Below are 15620 nucleotides of genomic sequence, written 5' to 3' on the forward strand. Positions count from 1 at the left end.
CTCAGCTGTCGAACCCGAGACCGAGCCGGTCCAGCGTCCGCAGCCACACATTGCGCCGCCCGCCGTTGGCGTCCGCCCTGGCCAGCGACCACTTGGTGAGCCCGATGCCGGCCCAGGCGACGGGCTCGGGCGGGAACGGCAGCGGCTTGTTGCGCACCATCGTCAACGCGGTGCGTTCGGTGCGCTCGCCGCCCAGGAGGTCGAGCATCACATCGGCGCCGAACCGGGTCGCGCCGACGCCGAGGCCGGTGAACCCGGCGGCGTAGGCGACCCTGCCGCGGTGCGCGGTGCCGAAGAACGCGGCGAACCGTGAGCACGTGTCGATGGCCCCGCCCCAGGCATGGCTGAACCGGAGCCCCTCCAGCTGCGGGAAGCAGCGGAAGAAGTGCCCGGCGAGCCTCAGGTACGTCTCGGGCCGGTGGTCCAGCTCGGCGCTGAGCCGGCCGCCGAACGGATAGACCGCGTCGTAACCGCCCCACAGGATGCGGTGGTCGGCGGTGATGCGGAAGTAGTGGAACTGGTTGGCGCTGTCGCCGAGTCCCTGCCTGCGCTTCCAGCCCACGGAGGCGAGCTGTTCGCTGCTGAGCGGTTCGGTCATCAGGGCGTAGTCGTAGACCGGGACGGTGTACGGGCGCACCCGCTTGACCAGCGACGGAAAGACGTTGGTGCCGAGCGCGACCCGCCGGGCCAGGACACGGCCGTACGGGGTGCGTACGGCCATGCCCGGTCCGCAGGCCGCGAGTTCGAGCCCGCGGGTGTTCTCGTAGACGCGGACACCGAGGCCGAGGCACGCCTGCTTGAGTCCCCAGGCGAGCTTGGCCGGGTGCAGCATGGCGACGCCGTCGCGGTCCCACAGACCTCCGAGGAAGGTCGGCGAGTCGACCTCGGCGCGCACGGCGTCCCGGTCGAGCATCTCCAGTCCGCCGAAGCCGAGCCGGGTCGCCTCCTCGTGCAGCTCGTGGAGTTCGGCGAGCTGGTGGGGCTCGGTGGCCACGTCGATCTCGCCGGTGCGCTCGAAGTCGCAGTCGATCCCGTAGCGGGCGACGGTGTCCTCGATCGCGTCCAGGTTGCGCGCCCCGAGCTCCTCCAGCTTCGTGAGCTCGTCCGGCCAGCGGGCGAGACCGTTGCCGAGGCCGTGGGTGAGGGAGGCGGCACAGAACCCGCCGTTGCGCCCGGAGGCGGCCCAGCCCGCCTCCCGGCCCTCGATCAGGACGACGTCCCGCCCGGGGTCGCGCTCCTTGGCGAGGAGCGCGGTCCACAGGCCGCTGTAGCCGCCGCCGACGACGAGGAGGTCGCAGCGTTCGGTGCCGGTGAGAGCGGGCAGCGCACCTGGCCTGCCGGGGTCGTCCAGCCAGAAGGGGACGGGCTGGGCGTCGGCGAGGGACGAGGCGAAGGTCATGGCGGCGGGGGCCATGGTTTCCACTCCTTAGGGGCCCGGAGGGCCTACTGGGGCAGCCCGGCTTTGTTGCGCCGGTTGCTGACGACCTGGCCCGCGACCACGATCAGCACGGCGACGGCGAACATGGCCGTGCCGATGACGTTGATCTGCACGGGGGTACCGCGCTGGGCCGAACCCCACACGAACATGGGGAAGGTGACGGTGTTTCCGGAGTTGAAGTTGGTGATGATGAAGTCGTCGAAGGACAGCGCGAAGGCGAGCATCGCACCGGCCGCGATTCCAGGGGCGGCGATCGGCAGGGTGACCCGCAGGAACGTCTGCACGGGTCCCGCGTACAGGTCGCGGGCGGCCTCCTCCAGACGCGGGTCCATCGACATCACGCGTGCCTTGACGGCGACCACCACGAAGCTGAGGCAGAACATGGTATGGGCGATGAGGATGGTCCAGAAGCCCAGCTGCACGCCCAGGTTGAGGAAGAGCGTGAGCAGCGAGGCGGCCATGACCACCTCGGGCATCGCCATCGGCAGGAAGATCAGCGAGTTGATCGTGCCGCGTGCGCGGAAGCGGTACCGCACGAGCGCGAACGCGATCATCGTGCCGAGGAGGGTCGCGCCGATGGTCGCCCACAGCGCAATCTGCAGGGACAGCGCGAGCGAGCCGCACAGGTCGGCGACACCGCACGGGTCCTTCCAGGCGTCGGTGGAGAACTCCTGCCAGGAGTAGTTGAACCGCCCTGCCGGCTTGTTGAACGAGAACACCGTCACGATGATGTTCGGCACGATCAGATAGGCGAGCGTGAGCAGGCCCGCGACCACCACGAGGTTGCGCCTTATCCAACGCATCAGACCAGGTCCTCCGTTCCGGCCCGGCGGATGTAGACGGTGACCATGATCAGCACGATCGCCATCAGGATGAACGACAGCGCGGCGGCCGTCGGGTAGTCGAGCACCCGCAGGAACTGCGACTGGATGACGTTGCCGATCATGCGCGTGTCGGTGGAGCCCAGCAGTTCGGCGTTGACGTAGTCGCCGCTCGCGGGGATGAACGTGAGCAGCGTTCCGGAGACGACGCCCGGCATGGACAGCGGGAACGTCACCTTGCGGAAGACCGTGGCGGGCGTCGCGTACAGGTCGCCGGCCGCTTCGTGCAGGCGCGGATCGATCCGTTCCAGCGACGTGTACAGCGGCAGGATCATGAACGGCAGGAAGTTGTACGTCAGACCGGTGACGACGGCGAGCGGGGTGGCGAGGACGCGGTCGCCCTCGGTCATCCCGAGCCAGCTGGTGACGTCGAGGAATCCAACGGTGTTCAGGACCTCCACCACCGGTCCGCCGTCCGCGAGGATCGTCTTCCAGGCGAGCGTACGGATCAGGAAGCTGGTGAAGAACGGCGCGATGACCAGCACCAGCAGGAGATTGCGCCAGCGGCCCGCCCGGAAGGCGATCAGGTAGGCGAGCGGGTAGCCGAGCAGCAGACACAGGACCGTGGCGGTGCCCGCGTACAGCAGCGACCGCAGGAAGTGCGGGTAGTACTCGGTCAGCGCGTCCCAGTAGGTCGCGAAGTGCCAGGTGACCTCGAAGCCCTGCTCCAGGGAGCCGGTCTGCACGGAGGTCGACGCCTGGTAGACGAGCGGGAGCGCGAAGAACACGAGCAGCCACAGGATGCCCGGCAGCAGCAGCCAGTACGGGACGAGCCGGCGGCGCACGGACGTCTTGTGGGCCGGTGGTCCGGCGGGGGCCGGGGCGGCGGGCGGCGCCTCGGTGACGGTCATGGCGTCTCCTCCACCGTCTCCACACCCGCGACATCCACTGTCCCCGCAAGCATGGACTGGGCGGCGTCGAGACCGAAGGTGTGCTCGGGGTTCCAGTGCAGGAGGACCTCGGCGCCCGGTACGAGCCCCGCCCGGTGCTCCACGTTCTGTGCGTAGACCTCGAGCGCCCTGCCCGCGGGGCTCTCCACGACGTACTGCGTGGAGACGCCGATGAAGGAGGAGTCCACGATCCGGCCGGTGACGGCGTTCCGGCCGGCGGCGACGGAGTCGGCCGCGTCGGCGGCGGTGAGGGAGATCTTCTCGGGGCGGACGCCCACCAGCAGCCTGCCGCCGGTGCGCACCGCGTCGGGACAGCGGTCCGCGGGCAGGCGCAGCTTGCCGCCGCCCGCCGTGACGACGACCTCGTCGCCGCTGCTGTCCACGACGTCCGCCTCGATGAGGTTGGAGGTGCCGAGGAAGTTGGCGACGAAGGTGGTGCGGGGGTTCTCGTAGAGCTCGGCGGGTGCGCCGAGCTGCTCGACCCGGCCGCCGTTCATGACCGCGACCGTGTCGGCCATGGTCATGGCCTCCTCCTGGTCGTGGGTGACATGGACGAAGGTGATGCCGACCTCGGTCTGGATGCGCTTGAGCTCCAGCTGCATCTGGCGGCGCAGCTTCAGGTCGAGCGCGCCGAGCGGCTCGTCGAGCAGGAGGACCTGAGGGTGGTTGATCAGCGCGCGGGCGACGGCGACGCGCTGCTGCTGGCCGCCGGAGAGCTGGTGCGGCTTGCGGTGGGCGAAGTCGCCGAGCTGGACGAGGTCGAGCATGTCGCCGACCTGTTTCGTCACGGATTTCACGCCGCGGCGGCGCAGTCCGAAGGCGACGTTCTCGTAGATGCTCAGGTGCGGGAAGAGCGCGTAGCTCTGGAAGACGGTGTTCACCGGGCGCTTGTGCGGCGGCAGGGCCGTGACGTCGCGCGCGCCGAGCGAGACGGTTCCGGTGGAGGGGTCCTCCAGGCCGGCGATCATGCGCAGGGTGGTGGTCTTGCCGCAGCCGGACGCGCCGAGCAGGGCGAAGAACGACCCCTGCGGGACGGTCAGGTCGAGCGGGTGGACGGCGGTGAAGGAGCCGTAGGTCTTGCTGATCCCGGAGAGGCGGACGTCGCCGCCCTCTGTCTTCTCGGTCATGGGTCGCGGTCCCAGGGTGTCGGGTCGTCAGGACAGGGGCGGTCAGGCGCCGATGAGCTTGGCGAACTTCTCTTCGTACGCCGTCTCTTCCTCGCTGCTGAGCGAACGGAAGGAGTGGGACTTGGCCGCCATGGCCTCGTCCGGGATGATCAGCGGGTTCTCGGCCAGCGCGGGGTCGATCTTCGCCAGTTCCGGGCCGACTCCGGCGACCGGGGTGACGTAGTTGATGTACGCGGCGAGCTTCGCGGCCACCGGCAGCTCGTAGTAGTAGTCGATCAGCCGGGTGGCGTTCTTCCGGTGCCGCGCCTGGGCCGGGACCAGCAGGTTGTCGGTGGCCGTCATGTAGCCGGCGGCGGGGATCGCGTAGCGGATGTCGGGGTTGTCGACCTGGAGCTGGATCAGGTCGCCGGCCCACGCGATGCAGGCGGCGATGTCGCCCTTGTCGAGGTCCGAGGTGTAGTCGTTGCCGGTGAAGCGGCGGATCTGCTTCTTGTCGACGGCCTTCTGGAGCCTGCCGAGCGCGGCGTCGTAGTCGGCGTCGGTGACCTTGACCGGGTCCTTGCCCATGTCGAGGAGGGTCATGCCGACCGTGTCGCGCATCTCGGTGAGGAAGCTGACCCGGCCCTTGAGCCTCGGGTCGTCCAGCAGCTGGGTGACGGAGTCCACCTTGCGGCCGCCGGTGGCCTTGATGTTGTAGGCGATGACGGTGGGGATGCCCGTCCAGGGGTAGCTGTAGGCGCGGCCCGGGTCCCAGTCGGGGCTGCGGAACTGCTGGGAGAGGTTGGCGTAGGCGTTCGGCAGCAGTGAGGGGTCGAGCTTCTGCGCCCAGCCGAGGCGGATGATCCGCGCGGCCAGCCAGTCGGTGACGTTGATCAGGTCGCGGCCGGTGTCCTGCCCGGCCGCGAGCTGCGGCTGGATCTTGCCGAAGAACTCGACGTTGTCGTTGATGTCCTCGGTGTACTTGACCGTGATCCCGGTGCGCCGGGTGAACTCCTGCAGCGTCGGACGGCTCTTCTCGTCCTCGCTGATGTCCATGTACTCGGTCCAGTTGGAGAAGGTCAGCCGCTTCTCCTTGTCCGAGAAGTCGTCGGAGCCCTCGGCCCCGGCCTCGCGCTTGGCCGGCGGGATGCCGCAGGCGCTCAGCAGGCCGGCGCCGCCGGCCGTGAGTGCGCCGATGCCGGACGCGCGCAGCAGTGAACGGCGGGAGAGGGCACCCCGCCCGTTGGTCAGGCTGCGCCGCATCGCGGCGATCTGCGCCGCCGAGAGGCGCTCGGACTCGTACTGCTCCATGACGCTCTGCCCTTTCGGGTGGGTTCGGCCGCTTGTCACGCGGCCTGACACCACGCGGCGGTAGCCGCATGTCGTTACGGACGGTCCCCGAAGATCGTGCGGTGCCAGTCCTTCCTGGCGCTCGCGGTGTTGTCGTACATGACGTGCTTGACCTGCGTGTACTCCTCGAAGGAGTACACCGACATGTCCTTGCCGAAGCCGGATGCCTTGTATCCGCCGTGCGGCATCTCGCTGATGATCGGAATGTGGTCGTTGACCCAGACGCAGCCCGCCTTGATCTCCCGGGTGGCCCGACCGGCCCGGTAGACGTCGCGGCTCCAGGCGGAGGCGGCGAGTCCGTAGGGAGTGTCGTTGGCGAGGGCGATGCCCTCGTCGTCGGTGTCGAAGGGGAGCACGACCAGGACGGGGCCGAAGATCTCGGACTGGACGATCTCGCTGTCCTGGGCGGCCCCTGTGATCAGCGTAGGCCGGTAGTACGCACCACGCTTGAGTTCGCCCTGGGGCGCTTCGCCGCCGGTGACGACGGTGGCGTAGGCGCGCGCCCGGTCGACGAAACCGGCGACGCGGTCGCGCTGGAGGTGCGACACGAGCGGGCCGAGGTCGGTCGCGGGATCGAGGGGGTCCCCGAGCCGGACCGTGGCCATCAGATCGGCGACGGCGGCGACGAAGGCGTCGTACAGCGGCCGCTGCACATAGGCGCGGGTGGCCGCCGTGCAGTCCTGGCCCGAGTTGATGAGGGAGCCCGCGACCGCGCCGTGGGCGGCGGCCTCGACGTCGGCGTCGTCGAAGACCACGAAGGGGGCCTTGCCGCCGAGTTCGAGGTGCAGCCGCTTGACGCTCGCGGTGGCGATCTCCGCGACGCGCTTGCCGACGGCGGTGGAGCCGGTGAACGAGGTCATGGCGATGTCCGGGTGGCCGACCAGGTGCTCGCCCGCGTCCCTGCCCGCCCCGTTGACGATGTTGACGACGCCGTCGGGGATGCCCGCCTCCGCGGCGGCCTCGGCGAACATCAGCGAGGTGAGCGGGGTGATCTCGGCCGGCTTGAGGACGATGGTGTTCCCCGCCGCGATCGCCGGGAGGATCTTCCAGGCCGCCATCTGGAGCGGGTAGTTCCAGGGAGCGATCGAGCCGACCGTCCCGATGGGCTCCCGCCGTACGTACGAGGTGTGGTCGCCGCTGTACTCACCGGCCGACTGGCCCTGGAGGTGGCGGGCGGCCCCGGCGAAGAAGGCGGTGTTGTCCACGGTTCCGGGGACGTCGAACTCGGTGGTGAGCTTGATCGGCTTGCCGCACTGGACGGACTCCGAGTGCGCCAGGTCCTCTGCCCGGTCGGCGAGCACGCCCGCGAACCGGTGCAGCGCGTCCGAGCGTTCGCCCGGGGTGGCGCCCGCCCAGCCGGGCAGCGCCTCACGCGCGGCGGCGACGGCGGCGTCGACGTCCGCGGCCGACGCGAGCTCGTAGGTGTGGACGGTCTCGCCCGTCGCCGGGTTCACCACGTCCTGCGTACGGCCCGAGGTGCCGGATCGAAGCCGTCCGCCGATGTACTGCGTGCCGGCCGCGAAGCGGTCCCGCATCCGGTGGCCGTTGCCCATGATGCTCTCCGTTGTTCCAGCTCGAAGTGAGTGCTGATCCTGGCAGAGGGTGACCCACGCAACAAGGGATTCCGTTGTTGCCTTTTGATTACGCGACGGAATCGGTCGACCATGTGTCGCGTCAGCGAGGCCGTCCCCCGACGGACTGTCGGGGGCGGCTGACAGACTCGCGTGCATGGGGAGAGACGAACTGATCAAGCTGGCCGCCGAGGGACAGCGAATCAAGTACCTGCACTTCTGGGGGCATGCGCCGCGCCGCGACGGCCGGATCGGAGCGAGCTGCCTGAGTCAGTGGTGGCCCTCGCCGTTCGCGGTCGACGGCGTGCAGTACGCGACCGCGGAGCACTGGATGATGGCGGCCAAGGCCCGGCTCTTCGGGGACGCGGAGGCGGAACACCGGGCACTGGAGGCGAAGAGCCCCGCCGAGGCGAAGAAGGCGGGGCGTCTGGTGCGCGGCTTCGACGAGGCGATATGGCGGCGCGAGCGGTTCGCGATCGTGCGCGCCGGCAGCGTCCACAAGTTCGGCCGGGACGCCGCGCTGCGGGACTTCCTGCTGGGGACCGGCGACCGGGTGCTCGTGGAGGCCAGCCCGGTCGACCGCATCTGGGGCATCGGGCTGGCCGCGGACGACGAGCGGGCGCAGGACCCGGCGCGCTGGCGCGGGCTCAACCTGCTCGGGTTCGCGCTGATGGAGGCGCGTGAGGAGCTGCGGGTCCAGGAGCAGGCCCCGGTGCGGCGGGCCCTCGCGGGCGAGGGCCCGCCGACGTCACGGGCGGGCGACGTCAGCGAGTGACGTCGACGACCAGGTGGTTCGAGTAGCTGTCGTAGTCGTAGTCGTCCTGCCTCTTCTTCTCCTCGTTGATCGCCGTGGTGATGCCCCAGGCGACGAGGGCGATGAAGATGAGGCCGAGAGCGATGCCGATGGAACCGAGGATGATGCCGGACAGCGCCATGCCGCCGTTGGTGGCCTCGCCCCGCTGGGCCCGCTTGCGCCCGAGGATGCCGAAGATCAGCGCGAGCACGCCGAGGATGATGCCGACGATCCCGTACAGGCAGAACAGGCACACGGACAGGATGCCGAGCACCATCGCGGTGATGCCCATGCCGTTCGCCGGGCTCGGCGTCCAGCCCGGGTTCGGTCCGGCGTACGGCGCGTAGCCCGGGTAGGCGGCGCCGTACGGGTCGGAGGGTGCGCCGAAGCCCTCCGTGGGTGCACCGAAGCCGCCCGCGGCGCCGGAGGCGGGGGGCTGGGGCAGGCTCGCGGCGGCCGGGTAGCCGTAGCCGGGCGCGGGCCCGCCCGGCGCGACCGGGGGCGGCGGCACGGAGCCGGTGTCGCCGGGCATCCCGATGACCGTCGGCTGGTCGTGCACGCTCGGCGGCGTGGGTGCGGACTGCGGCTTGTCCAGCGGCACCCTGTCCTGCGGAGCCCCGCCGGCCGGCGGGGCCCACGGGTCGTTCGGCTGGGGCGCGCCCGCCGGCCCGCCCTGGTTGCCGTGGTTGTCAGACATGGATCTCCCCCATAGGTGGTCCGGTCATGCTACGACCTCGGTCCCGGCCCCGACCGGCCGCCTACGATGATCCCCTCACCAGGCGCGGCGCATCGCACACGGAGGTACCCGATGACCGATCTGCACCCCTTCATCGCAGGGCTGCCCAAGGCCGAACTGCATGTGCACCACGTCGGATCGGCCTCCCCCCGCATCGTCGCCGCACTGGCCGCGAACCACCCCGACTCCAAGGTGCCGACCGACCCCGAGGCCCTGGCCGACTACTTCACCTTCACCGACTTCGCACACTTCGTCGAGGTCTACCTCTCGGTCGTGGACCTGGTCCGCACCCCGGACGACGTACGGCTCCTCACCTTCGAGGTGGCCCGCGACATGGCCCGGCAGAACATCCGCTACGCGGAGCTGACGATCACTCCGTTCTCCTCCACCCGCCGCGGCATCGAGGAGAAGGCGTTCATGGCGGCGATCGAGGACGCCCGCAAGGCGGCCGAGAGCGAGCTCGGGGTCGTGCTGCGCTGGTGCTTCGACATCCCGGGCGAGGCGGGCCTGGAGGCGGCCGAGGAGACGGCGCGGCTCGCGGTGGACCTGCGCCCGGAGGGACTCGTGTCGTTCGGGCTCGGCGGTCCCGAGATCGGCGTGCCGCGCCCGCAGTTCAAGCCGTACTTCGACCGCGCGATCGCCGCGGGCCTCCACTCCGTTCCGCACGCGGGCGAGACGACGGGACCGCAGACGGTCTGGGACGCGCTGAACGACCTGCGCGCCGAGCGCATCGGCCACGGCACCAGCTCCCCGCAGGACGCGAGGCTGCTGGCGCACCTCGCCGAGCGGCGTATCCCGCTGGAGGTCTGCCCCACCTCCAACATCGCCACCCGGGCGGTCGTCGACCTCGACGAGCACCCGATCAAGGAGATGGTCGCGGCGGGTGTGCTGGTGACGATCAACAGCGACGACCCTCCGATGTTCGGCACCGACCTCAACAACGAGTACGCCGTCGCCGCTCGCCTGCTCGGCCTCGACGAGCGCGGTCTGGCCGACCTCGCGAAGAACGCGGTCGAGGCGTCGTTCCTGGACGCGGCGGGCAAGTCCCGTATCGCCGCCGAGATCGACGAGTACACCGCCGCATGGCTCGCCCGCTGAGCGGACTGACCCGGGCCGTGGCTCAGCAGGCCAGGGCGCGTTGGGGGTTTCCGTCCGGTGGTGGGTTTGCCCGGGGCCGGCCACAAGGGCGGGACGGGGACCTTCCCGGGGACCCGCGTCCGGTCACCGTCGTCGCCCACCGCGGCGACCCCTACCGGGCGCGGGAGAACACCCTGCCGTCGCTGCGGTCGGCGATCGAGCACGGGGCGGACGCGGTCGAGATCGACGTACGGCTGACCCGGGACGGCGTGCCCGTGCTGCTGCACGACGAGTCGCTGAAGCGGCTGTGGGGGCGCGACGTGCCGCTCGCGCGGCTGACGCACGCCGAGATCGAGTCCCTGACCGGCGGCGGTGTGCCGACGCTGCGGCAGGCGCTGGCCGAGGCGGGCGAGCACCGTCTGATGATCGATCTGCCCGGCGCCACGGCGGAGTCGGTGCGCACCGTGGTGGGCGCCGTCCGCGCATGCGGCGCCGGTGAGCGGGTGTACTACTGCGCGGGACCGGCGACCATGCTCGCCGTCCGGTCCGCCGACCCGTCGGCCGAGCTCGCGATGACCTGGACGACACTCGCCCCGCCGCGCCCGGTGCTGCTGGACGCGGTGCGGCCTCGCTGGCTGAACTACCGGTTCGGTCTGATCGGGCGGGAGTTGACCGACCGGGTGCACCGGCAGGGCATGCTGGTGTCGGCTTGGACCGCGGACACCCGGCGCACGATGCGCCGGCTGGTCGCCTGCGGTGTGGACTCGATCACCACCAACCGCGTGGACGCGCTCGGCGCCGTACTGCGCGAGGCGCGGCTCTCTCAGGGACTCGGCGGGTGACCGAACGGCTTGGTACCGGCACACGCCGCCGGACGCCACGCCGTCCGGCAGTCCTCTCGTGCCGACGCGTCCGACGGCGGAGCCGGGCGGCGAGGGAAGTGACGGACCGCCCGAGCCGTCGGCGCCCCGGGTGTCCGGACCGGCGGCGCGTCAGGCGCCCGCCGGGGCCGGTACGGTGGCCGGCCCCACGGCGCCCAGTGCCTCGAGTCGCTTGATCCTGCGGCGCACGGCGTACAGCGGGATCACGCCGAAGACCCCGAAGGACATGTCGATGACGGACCACCAGAAGGGGATCCCGCGGACCGGACCGCAGATCAGCGCGAGCGGGATGATCCCGGCGCACGCGATCATGCCGAACTCGACCACCCAGATGTTGCGCACCGGATCGCGGTAGGGCCCGTAGAAGGCGACCGCGATCACCAGGTGCGCGAAGGCCAGCCAGTCGGTGCCGTACAGCACGAAGGGATAGGCCTCTTCGGTGGCGTCGAGCCCCTCGCGCACCCGGCCGATCCACTCCGCGAGGCCGGGCAGGTGCTCCGGGACGGGTGATGCGGCGGAGTTCAGCAGCCCCTCCAGCCAGCGGAGTTCGGTGACGAGCGGAAAGGCGGTCGCGCCGCTGAGCACCAGGCACACGACGAAGAAGACCAGCCACACGCGTATCCCCCGCAGGAGGGCCTGTCGCTCACTCATGGCGTCACACTACGCGAGAAGTGAACGTGTTCAAAAGCGGGTCACGCGGTGACTCTCCTGGCGATCAGGTGCGCGACGGCGGTGGCGCCCGCGGCCAGGGCGAGACCGAGCGCCGCGTCCCGCGCCCGAGCGGGCCGCAGCACCCCGGCGCGCCGCAGCCGGCCCCGCGCCCAGAGGGTGAACGGCACCACGATCAACGGTGAGGTCACCGACCCCGGGGTATAGCCGCGGACGGCGGCCGCCTGGGCGAGATGAACCAGCCCGTGCAGCCCGAAGCCGTCCAACGCGCCTTGGTAGAAGCCGGACCGTCCGCCCGAGCGGTGACCGGCGACGGCGGCGGAGCCGACGATCGCGGCCATCACGCCCACGGCGGCCGCGAACTCGCGCTCGTCGACCGCCTCCATCGCGCGCCACACGCGCTCCGGCACCTGCGGGAACCGCTTGCGCAGCACGGGCACGTTCTCGCGCAGCCAGCGCGGTCCGGTGGCCAGCTCCTCGGCGTCGTGGAGGGCCCAGGCGGCCAACAAGCCATAGGTGACAAGGGGGTTCAGGCGGTCATCGCTCATGATCGCCAGTCTGCCCCACCCGGGCGCCTCGGGTACGGGAAAGGGGCGGAGCGGGGAAACCTCCCCGCTCCGCCCCTCGCGACCGGGCGCGATCAGCCGTCCAGCGACGTCATCACGTGCTTGATCCGCGTGTAGTCGTCGAACCCGTACGCCGACAGGTCCTTGCCGTAGCCCGACTTCTTGAAGCCGCCGTGCGGCATCTCCGCCACCAGCGGGATGTGCGTGTTGATCCAGACGCAGCCGAAGTCCAGCGCCTTCGACATGCGCATCGCGCGCGCGTGGTCCTTGGTCCACACCGACGACGCCAGCGCGTACTCCACGCCGTTCGCCCACTCCAGCGCCTGCGCCTCGTCCGAGAAGGACTGGACGGTGATCACCGGGCCGAAGACCTCGTTCTGGATGATCTCGTCGTCCTGCTTGAGGCCGGAGACGACGGTCGGGGCGTAGAAGTAGCCCTTGTCGCCCACGCGGTGGCCGCCCGCCTCGACCTTGGCGTGCGCCGGCAGGCGGTCGATGAAGCCGGTGACCTGCGCCAGCTGGTTGGCGTTGTTGAGCGGGCCGAAGAGCACGTCGTCGTCGTCCGGCGCACCCGTCTTCGTCTCCGACGCGGCCTTCGCCAGCGCCGCCACGAACTCGTCGTGGATCGACTCCTGCACGAGCACGCGCGTGGCCGCCGTACAGTCCTGGCCGGCGTTGAAGAAGCCCGCTACCGAGATGTCCTCGACGGCCTTGGCGATGTCGGTGTCCTCGAAGACCACGACCGGCGCCTTGCCGCCGAGCTCCAGGTGGACGCGCTTGACGTCCTTGGCGGCGGACCCGGCGACCTGGATGCCGGCGCGGACGGAGCCGGTGATGGAGGCCATCGCCGGCGTCGGGTGCTCGACCATCGCGCGGCCGGTCTCGCGGTCGCCGCAGATGACGTTGAAGACGCCCTTGGGCACCACGGAGCCGATGATCTCGGCGATCAGCACGGTCGACGCCGGGGTGGTGTCGGACGGCTTGAGCACCACGGTGTTGCCCGCGGCGAGCGCCGGGGCGAACTTCCAGACGGCCATCATCATCGGGTAGTTCCACGGCGCGACCTGGGCGCAGACGCCGACCGGCTCGCGGCGGACGATGGAGGTCATGCCCTCCATGTACTCGCCCGCGGAGCGGCCTTCCAGCATGCGCGCGGCGCCCGCGAAGAAGCGGATCTGGTCCACCATCGGCGGGACCTCTTCGGTACGGGTCAGCCCGAGCGGCTTGCCCGTGTTCTCCGACTCGGCCGCGATCAGGTCCTCGGCCCGCTCCTCGAAGGCGTCCGCGATCTTCAGGAGCACCTTCTGGCGCTCGGCGGGCGTGGTGTCACGCCAGGCGGGGAACGCGGCGGCGGCGGCCTCCATGGCGGCGTCGACGTCGGCCTGTCCGGAGAGCGGCGACGTGGCGTACACCTCGCCGGTGACGGGGTTGACGACGTCGATGGTCCGGCCGTCGGCGGCGTCCCTGAACTCCCCGTTGATGTAGTTGCGCAGACGACGCAGCTCGGTGGTCACTGTTGCCACCCCTCCTGTCAGATGTCCGATGGGTGAGACACCCCACCCTAATCGCTTCTGCGACGTTTTCAACAGGCCTGACCGCCCCCAACTTCGGATTCAGTGAGATTCGATCGCCTTAACAACGAATTTCATCACTCAGGGCTTGCCAGATCGACGGGTACCGGTGCACAGTGAGCTCGTGGCCAGTCGTAGCGCAGACTCCAGGAACCAGGTCGGCAGCGGTTCGTCGTCCCCGACGATCGACGCTGTCTCCCTCGCGATCATCGAACAGCTCCAAGAGGACGGGCGCCGTCCGTACGCGGCGATCGGCAAGGCCGTGGGCCTTTCCGAGGCGGCCGTGCGACAGCGGGTCCAGAAGCTGCTCGATCAAGGCGTGATGCAGATCGTCGCCGTCACGGACCCGCTCACCGTGGGCCTGCGACGCCAGGCGATGGTCGGCATCAAGGTCGAGGGAGACCTCGACCCCGTGGCGGATGCGCTCACGGCCATGGCCGAGTGCGAGTACGTGGTGATGACCGCGGGCTCCTTCGACCTGATGGTGGAGATCGTCTGCGAGGACGACGACCACCTGCTCGAAGTGATCAACAAGCGGATCCGTGCGCTCCCCGGCGTGCGCTCCACCGAGAGCTTCGTCTACCTCAAGCTCAAGAAGCAGACCTATATGTGGGGAACCCGATAGCCGTGAGCAAGGACCTCTCCAAGACCGCCTACGACCACCTGTGGATGCACTTCACCCGCATGTCGTCGTACGAGAACGCACCCGTGCCCACCATCGTTCGTGGTGAGGGCACCTACATCTTCGACGACAAGGGCAAGCGCTACCTGGACGGCCTCGCCGGCCTCTTCGTGGTCCAGGCGGGCCACGGCCGCAAGGAGCTCGCCGAGGTCGCCGCCAAGCAGGCACAGGAGCTGGCGTTCTTCCCGGTGTGGTCCTACGCCCACCCGAAGGCCGTCGAGCTGGCCGAGCGCCTCGCGCACCACGCCCCGGGCGACCTCAACAAGGTCTTCTTCACCACCGGCGGCGGCGAGGCCGTCGAGACCGCCTGGAAGCTCGCCAAGCAGTACTTCAAGCTCCAGGGCAAGCCGACCAAGTACAAGGTCATCTCCCGTGCGGTCGCCTACCACGGCACTCCGCAGGGCGCCCTGTCCATCACCGGCCTGCCCAGCCTGAAGGCACCCTTCGAGCCGCTGGTCCCCGGTGCGCACAAGGTGCCGAACACCAACATCTACCGCGCCCCGATCTACGGCGACGACCCCGAGGCCTTCGGCCGCTGGGCCGCCGACCAGATCGAGCAGCAGATCCTCTTCGAGGGCCCCGAGACCGTCGCCGCGGTCTTCCTGGAGCCCGTGCAGAACGCGGGCGGCTGCTTCCCGCCCCCGCCCGGGTACTTCCGGCGCGTCCGCGAGATCTGCGACCAGTACGACGTGCTGCTGGTCTCCGACGAGGTCATCTGCGCCTTCGGCCGCCTCGGCACGACGTTCGCCTGTGACAAGTTCGGCTACGTGCCGGACATGATCACCTGCGCCAAGGGCATGACCTCGGGCTACTCCCCGATCGGCGCCTGCATCGTCTCGGACCGCCTCGCGGAGCCGTTCTACAAGGGCGACAACACCTTCCTGCACGGCTACACCTTCGGCGGCCACCCGGTCTCCGCGGCCGTGGGTCTCGCCAACCTCGACCTCTTCGAGAACGAGAAGCTCAACCAGCACGTGCTCGACAACGAGGGCAACTTCCTGTCGACGCTGGAGAAGCTGCACGACCTGCCGATCGTCGGCGACGTCCGCGGCAACGGCTTCTTCTACGGCATCGAGCTGGTGAAGGACAAGGTCACCAAGGAGTCCTTCAGCGACGAGGAGACCGAGCGCGTCCTGTACGGCTTCCTCTCCAAGGCGCTGTTCGACGCCGGTCTGTACTGCCGGGCCGACGACCGCGGTGACCCGGTCATCCAGCTGGCGCCGCCGCTGATCTCCGACCAGTCGACCTTCGACGAGATCGAGCAGATCCTGCGCTCGGTCCTCACCGAGGCCTGGACGAAGCTCTAGCCTCCCCGGCTCCGCACGAACGGCCCGGGTGCCCCCATCCGAGTGAGATGGGCGGTGCCCGGGCCGCGTGCTTCCCCGGACCCCGGCAGTGACTCCCTAGCG

General features: G+C 70.1%; 15 protein-coding genes. 5 read left to right on the forward strand and 10 right to left on the reverse strand.

Annotated features, from left to right (window positions below):
- Nucleotide 1: 1 nt before the first annotated feature.
- From ACWD0A_RS25220 to ACWD0A_RS25245, 6 genes are all read right to left on the reverse strand, one after another.
- The gene (locus ACWD0A_RS25220; RefSeq protein ID WP_451301625.1) at nt 2-1414 is read right to left on the reverse strand and encodes an NAD(P)/FAD-dependent oxidoreductase; all 1413 of its coding nucleotides are present in this window, start codon (nt 1412-1414) and stop codon (nt 2-4) included.
- A 29-nt stretch (nt 1415-1443) separates the two neighbouring features.
- The gene (locus tag ACWD0A_RS25225) at nt 1444-2241 is read right to left on the reverse strand and encodes an ABC transporter permease (RefSeq protein ID WP_451301627.1); all 798 of its coding nucleotides are present in this window, start codon (nt 2239-2241) and stop codon (nt 1444-1446) included.
- Nucleotides 2241-3170, reverse strand: a complete 930-nt coding sequence (locus ACWD0A_RS25230) for an ABC transporter permease (protein WP_307713189.1) — start codon at nt 3168-3170, stop codon at nt 2241-2243. The genes ACWD0A_RS25225 and ACWD0A_RS25230 overlap by 1 nt, the downstream gene beginning before the upstream one ends.
- Nucleotides 3167-4336 (reverse strand): ABC transporter ATP-binding protein, encoded by a 1170-nt coding sequence (locus ACWD0A_RS25235; RefSeq protein ID WP_451301629.1) that lies wholly within the window; start codon nt 4334-4336, stop codon nt 3167-3169. The genes ACWD0A_RS25230 and ACWD0A_RS25235 overlap by 4 nt, the downstream gene beginning before the upstream one ends.
- Before the next feature lie 42 nt (nt 4337-4378).
- On the reverse strand, nt 4379-5626 hold the full coding sequence (locus ACWD0A_RS25240) for an ABC transporter substrate-binding protein (protein WP_307713191.1): 1248 nt from the start codon (nt 5624-5626) through the stop codon (nt 4379-4381).
- A gap of 74 nt (nt 5627-5700) precedes the next feature.
- Nucleotides 5701-7218, reverse strand: coding sequence for a gamma-aminobutyraldehyde dehydrogenase (locus ACWD0A_RS25245; RefSeq protein ID WP_451301631.1), 1518 nt, complete (start codon nt 7216-7218; stop codon nt 5701-5703).
- Nucleotides 7219-7393: 175 nt separating this feature from the next.
- On the opposite strand from ACWD0A_RS25245, the gene ACWD0A_RS25250 reads away from it, so the two are divergent.
- Complete coding sequence (locus ACWD0A_RS25250) at nt 7394-8011, forward strand: NADAR family protein (protein ID WP_451301633.1); 618 nt, start codon at nt 7394-7396, stop codon at nt 8009-8011.
- On the opposite strand, the gene ACWD0A_RS25255 is transcribed toward ACWD0A_RS25250, so the two are convergent.
- Entirely contained in the window at nt 8001-8726 is a 726-nt protein-coding gene (locus tag ACWD0A_RS25255; protein WP_451301635.1) for a DUF4190 domain-containing protein, read from the reverse strand. The two genes, ACWD0A_RS25250 and ACWD0A_RS25255, sit on opposite strands and share 11 nt — an antisense overlap.
- 66 nt (nt 8727-8792) lie before the next feature.
- Here ACWD0A_RS25255 and ACWD0A_RS25260 point away from each other — a divergent pair, with 66 nt between their 5' ends.
- Both ACWD0A_RS25260 and ACWD0A_RS25265 read left to right on the forward strand, forming a co-directional pair.
- Complete coding sequence (locus ACWD0A_RS25260; protein WP_451301637.1) at nt 8793-9863, forward strand: adenosine deaminase; 1071 nt, start codon at nt 8793-8795, stop codon at nt 9861-9863.
- Complete coding sequence (locus ACWD0A_RS25265; RefSeq protein ID WP_451301639.1) at nt 9848-10684, forward strand: glycerophosphodiester phosphodiesterase; 837 nt, start codon at nt 9848-9850, stop codon at nt 10682-10684. The genes ACWD0A_RS25260 and ACWD0A_RS25265 overlap by 16 nt, the downstream gene beginning before the upstream one ends.
- A 150-nt stretch (nt 10685-10834) precedes the next feature.
- Here ACWD0A_RS25265 and ACWD0A_RS25270 read toward each other — a convergent pair whose 3' ends face one another.
- The 3 genes from ACWD0A_RS25270 to ACWD0A_RS25280 all read right to left on the reverse strand — a co-directional run bounded on the left by ACWD0A_RS25270 (nt 10835) and on the right by ACWD0A_RS25280 (nt 13472).
- A complete protein-coding gene (locus ACWD0A_RS25270; protein WP_451301641.1) occupies nt 10835-11374 on the reverse strand; it encodes a hypothetical protein in 540 nt (179 codons plus the stop codon).
- 41 nt (nt 11375-11415) lie between these two features.
- Nucleotides 11416-11940 carry an HXXEE domain-containing protein gene (locus tag ACWD0A_RS25275; protein ID WP_451301643.1) on the reverse strand — a complete coding sequence of 175 codons (525 nt, stop codon included), beginning with the start codon at nt 11938-11940 and terminating at the stop codon, nt 11416-11418.
- 92 nt (nt 11941-12032) lie between these two features.
- On the reverse strand, nt 12033-13472 hold the full coding sequence (locus ACWD0A_RS25280; protein ID WP_451301701.1) for a gamma-aminobutyraldehyde dehydrogenase: 1440 nt from the start codon (nt 13470-13472) through the stop codon (nt 12033-12035).
- Nucleotides 13473-13638: 166 nt separating this feature from the next.
- Here ACWD0A_RS25280 and ACWD0A_RS25285 point away from each other — a divergent pair, with 166 nt between their 5' ends.
- Together ACWD0A_RS25285 and ACWD0A_RS25290 are read left to right on the forward strand one after the other, a co-directional pair.
- Entirely contained in the window at nt 13639-14154 is a 516-nt protein-coding gene (locus tag ACWD0A_RS25285) for an Lrp/AsnC family transcriptional regulator (RefSeq protein WP_451301645.1), read from the forward strand.
- The gene (locus ACWD0A_RS25290; RefSeq protein ID WP_451301647.1) at nt 14139-15518 is read left to right on the forward strand and encodes an aspartate aminotransferase family protein; all 1380 of its coding nucleotides are present in this window, start codon (nt 14139-14141) and stop codon (nt 15516-15518) included. Before ACWD0A_RS25285 ends, ACWD0A_RS25290 begins: the two co-directional genes overlap by 16 nt.
- Nucleotides 15519-15620 lie beyond the last annotated feature (102 nt).

Source organism: Streptomyces sp. NPDC002867 (assembly GCF_053591895.1).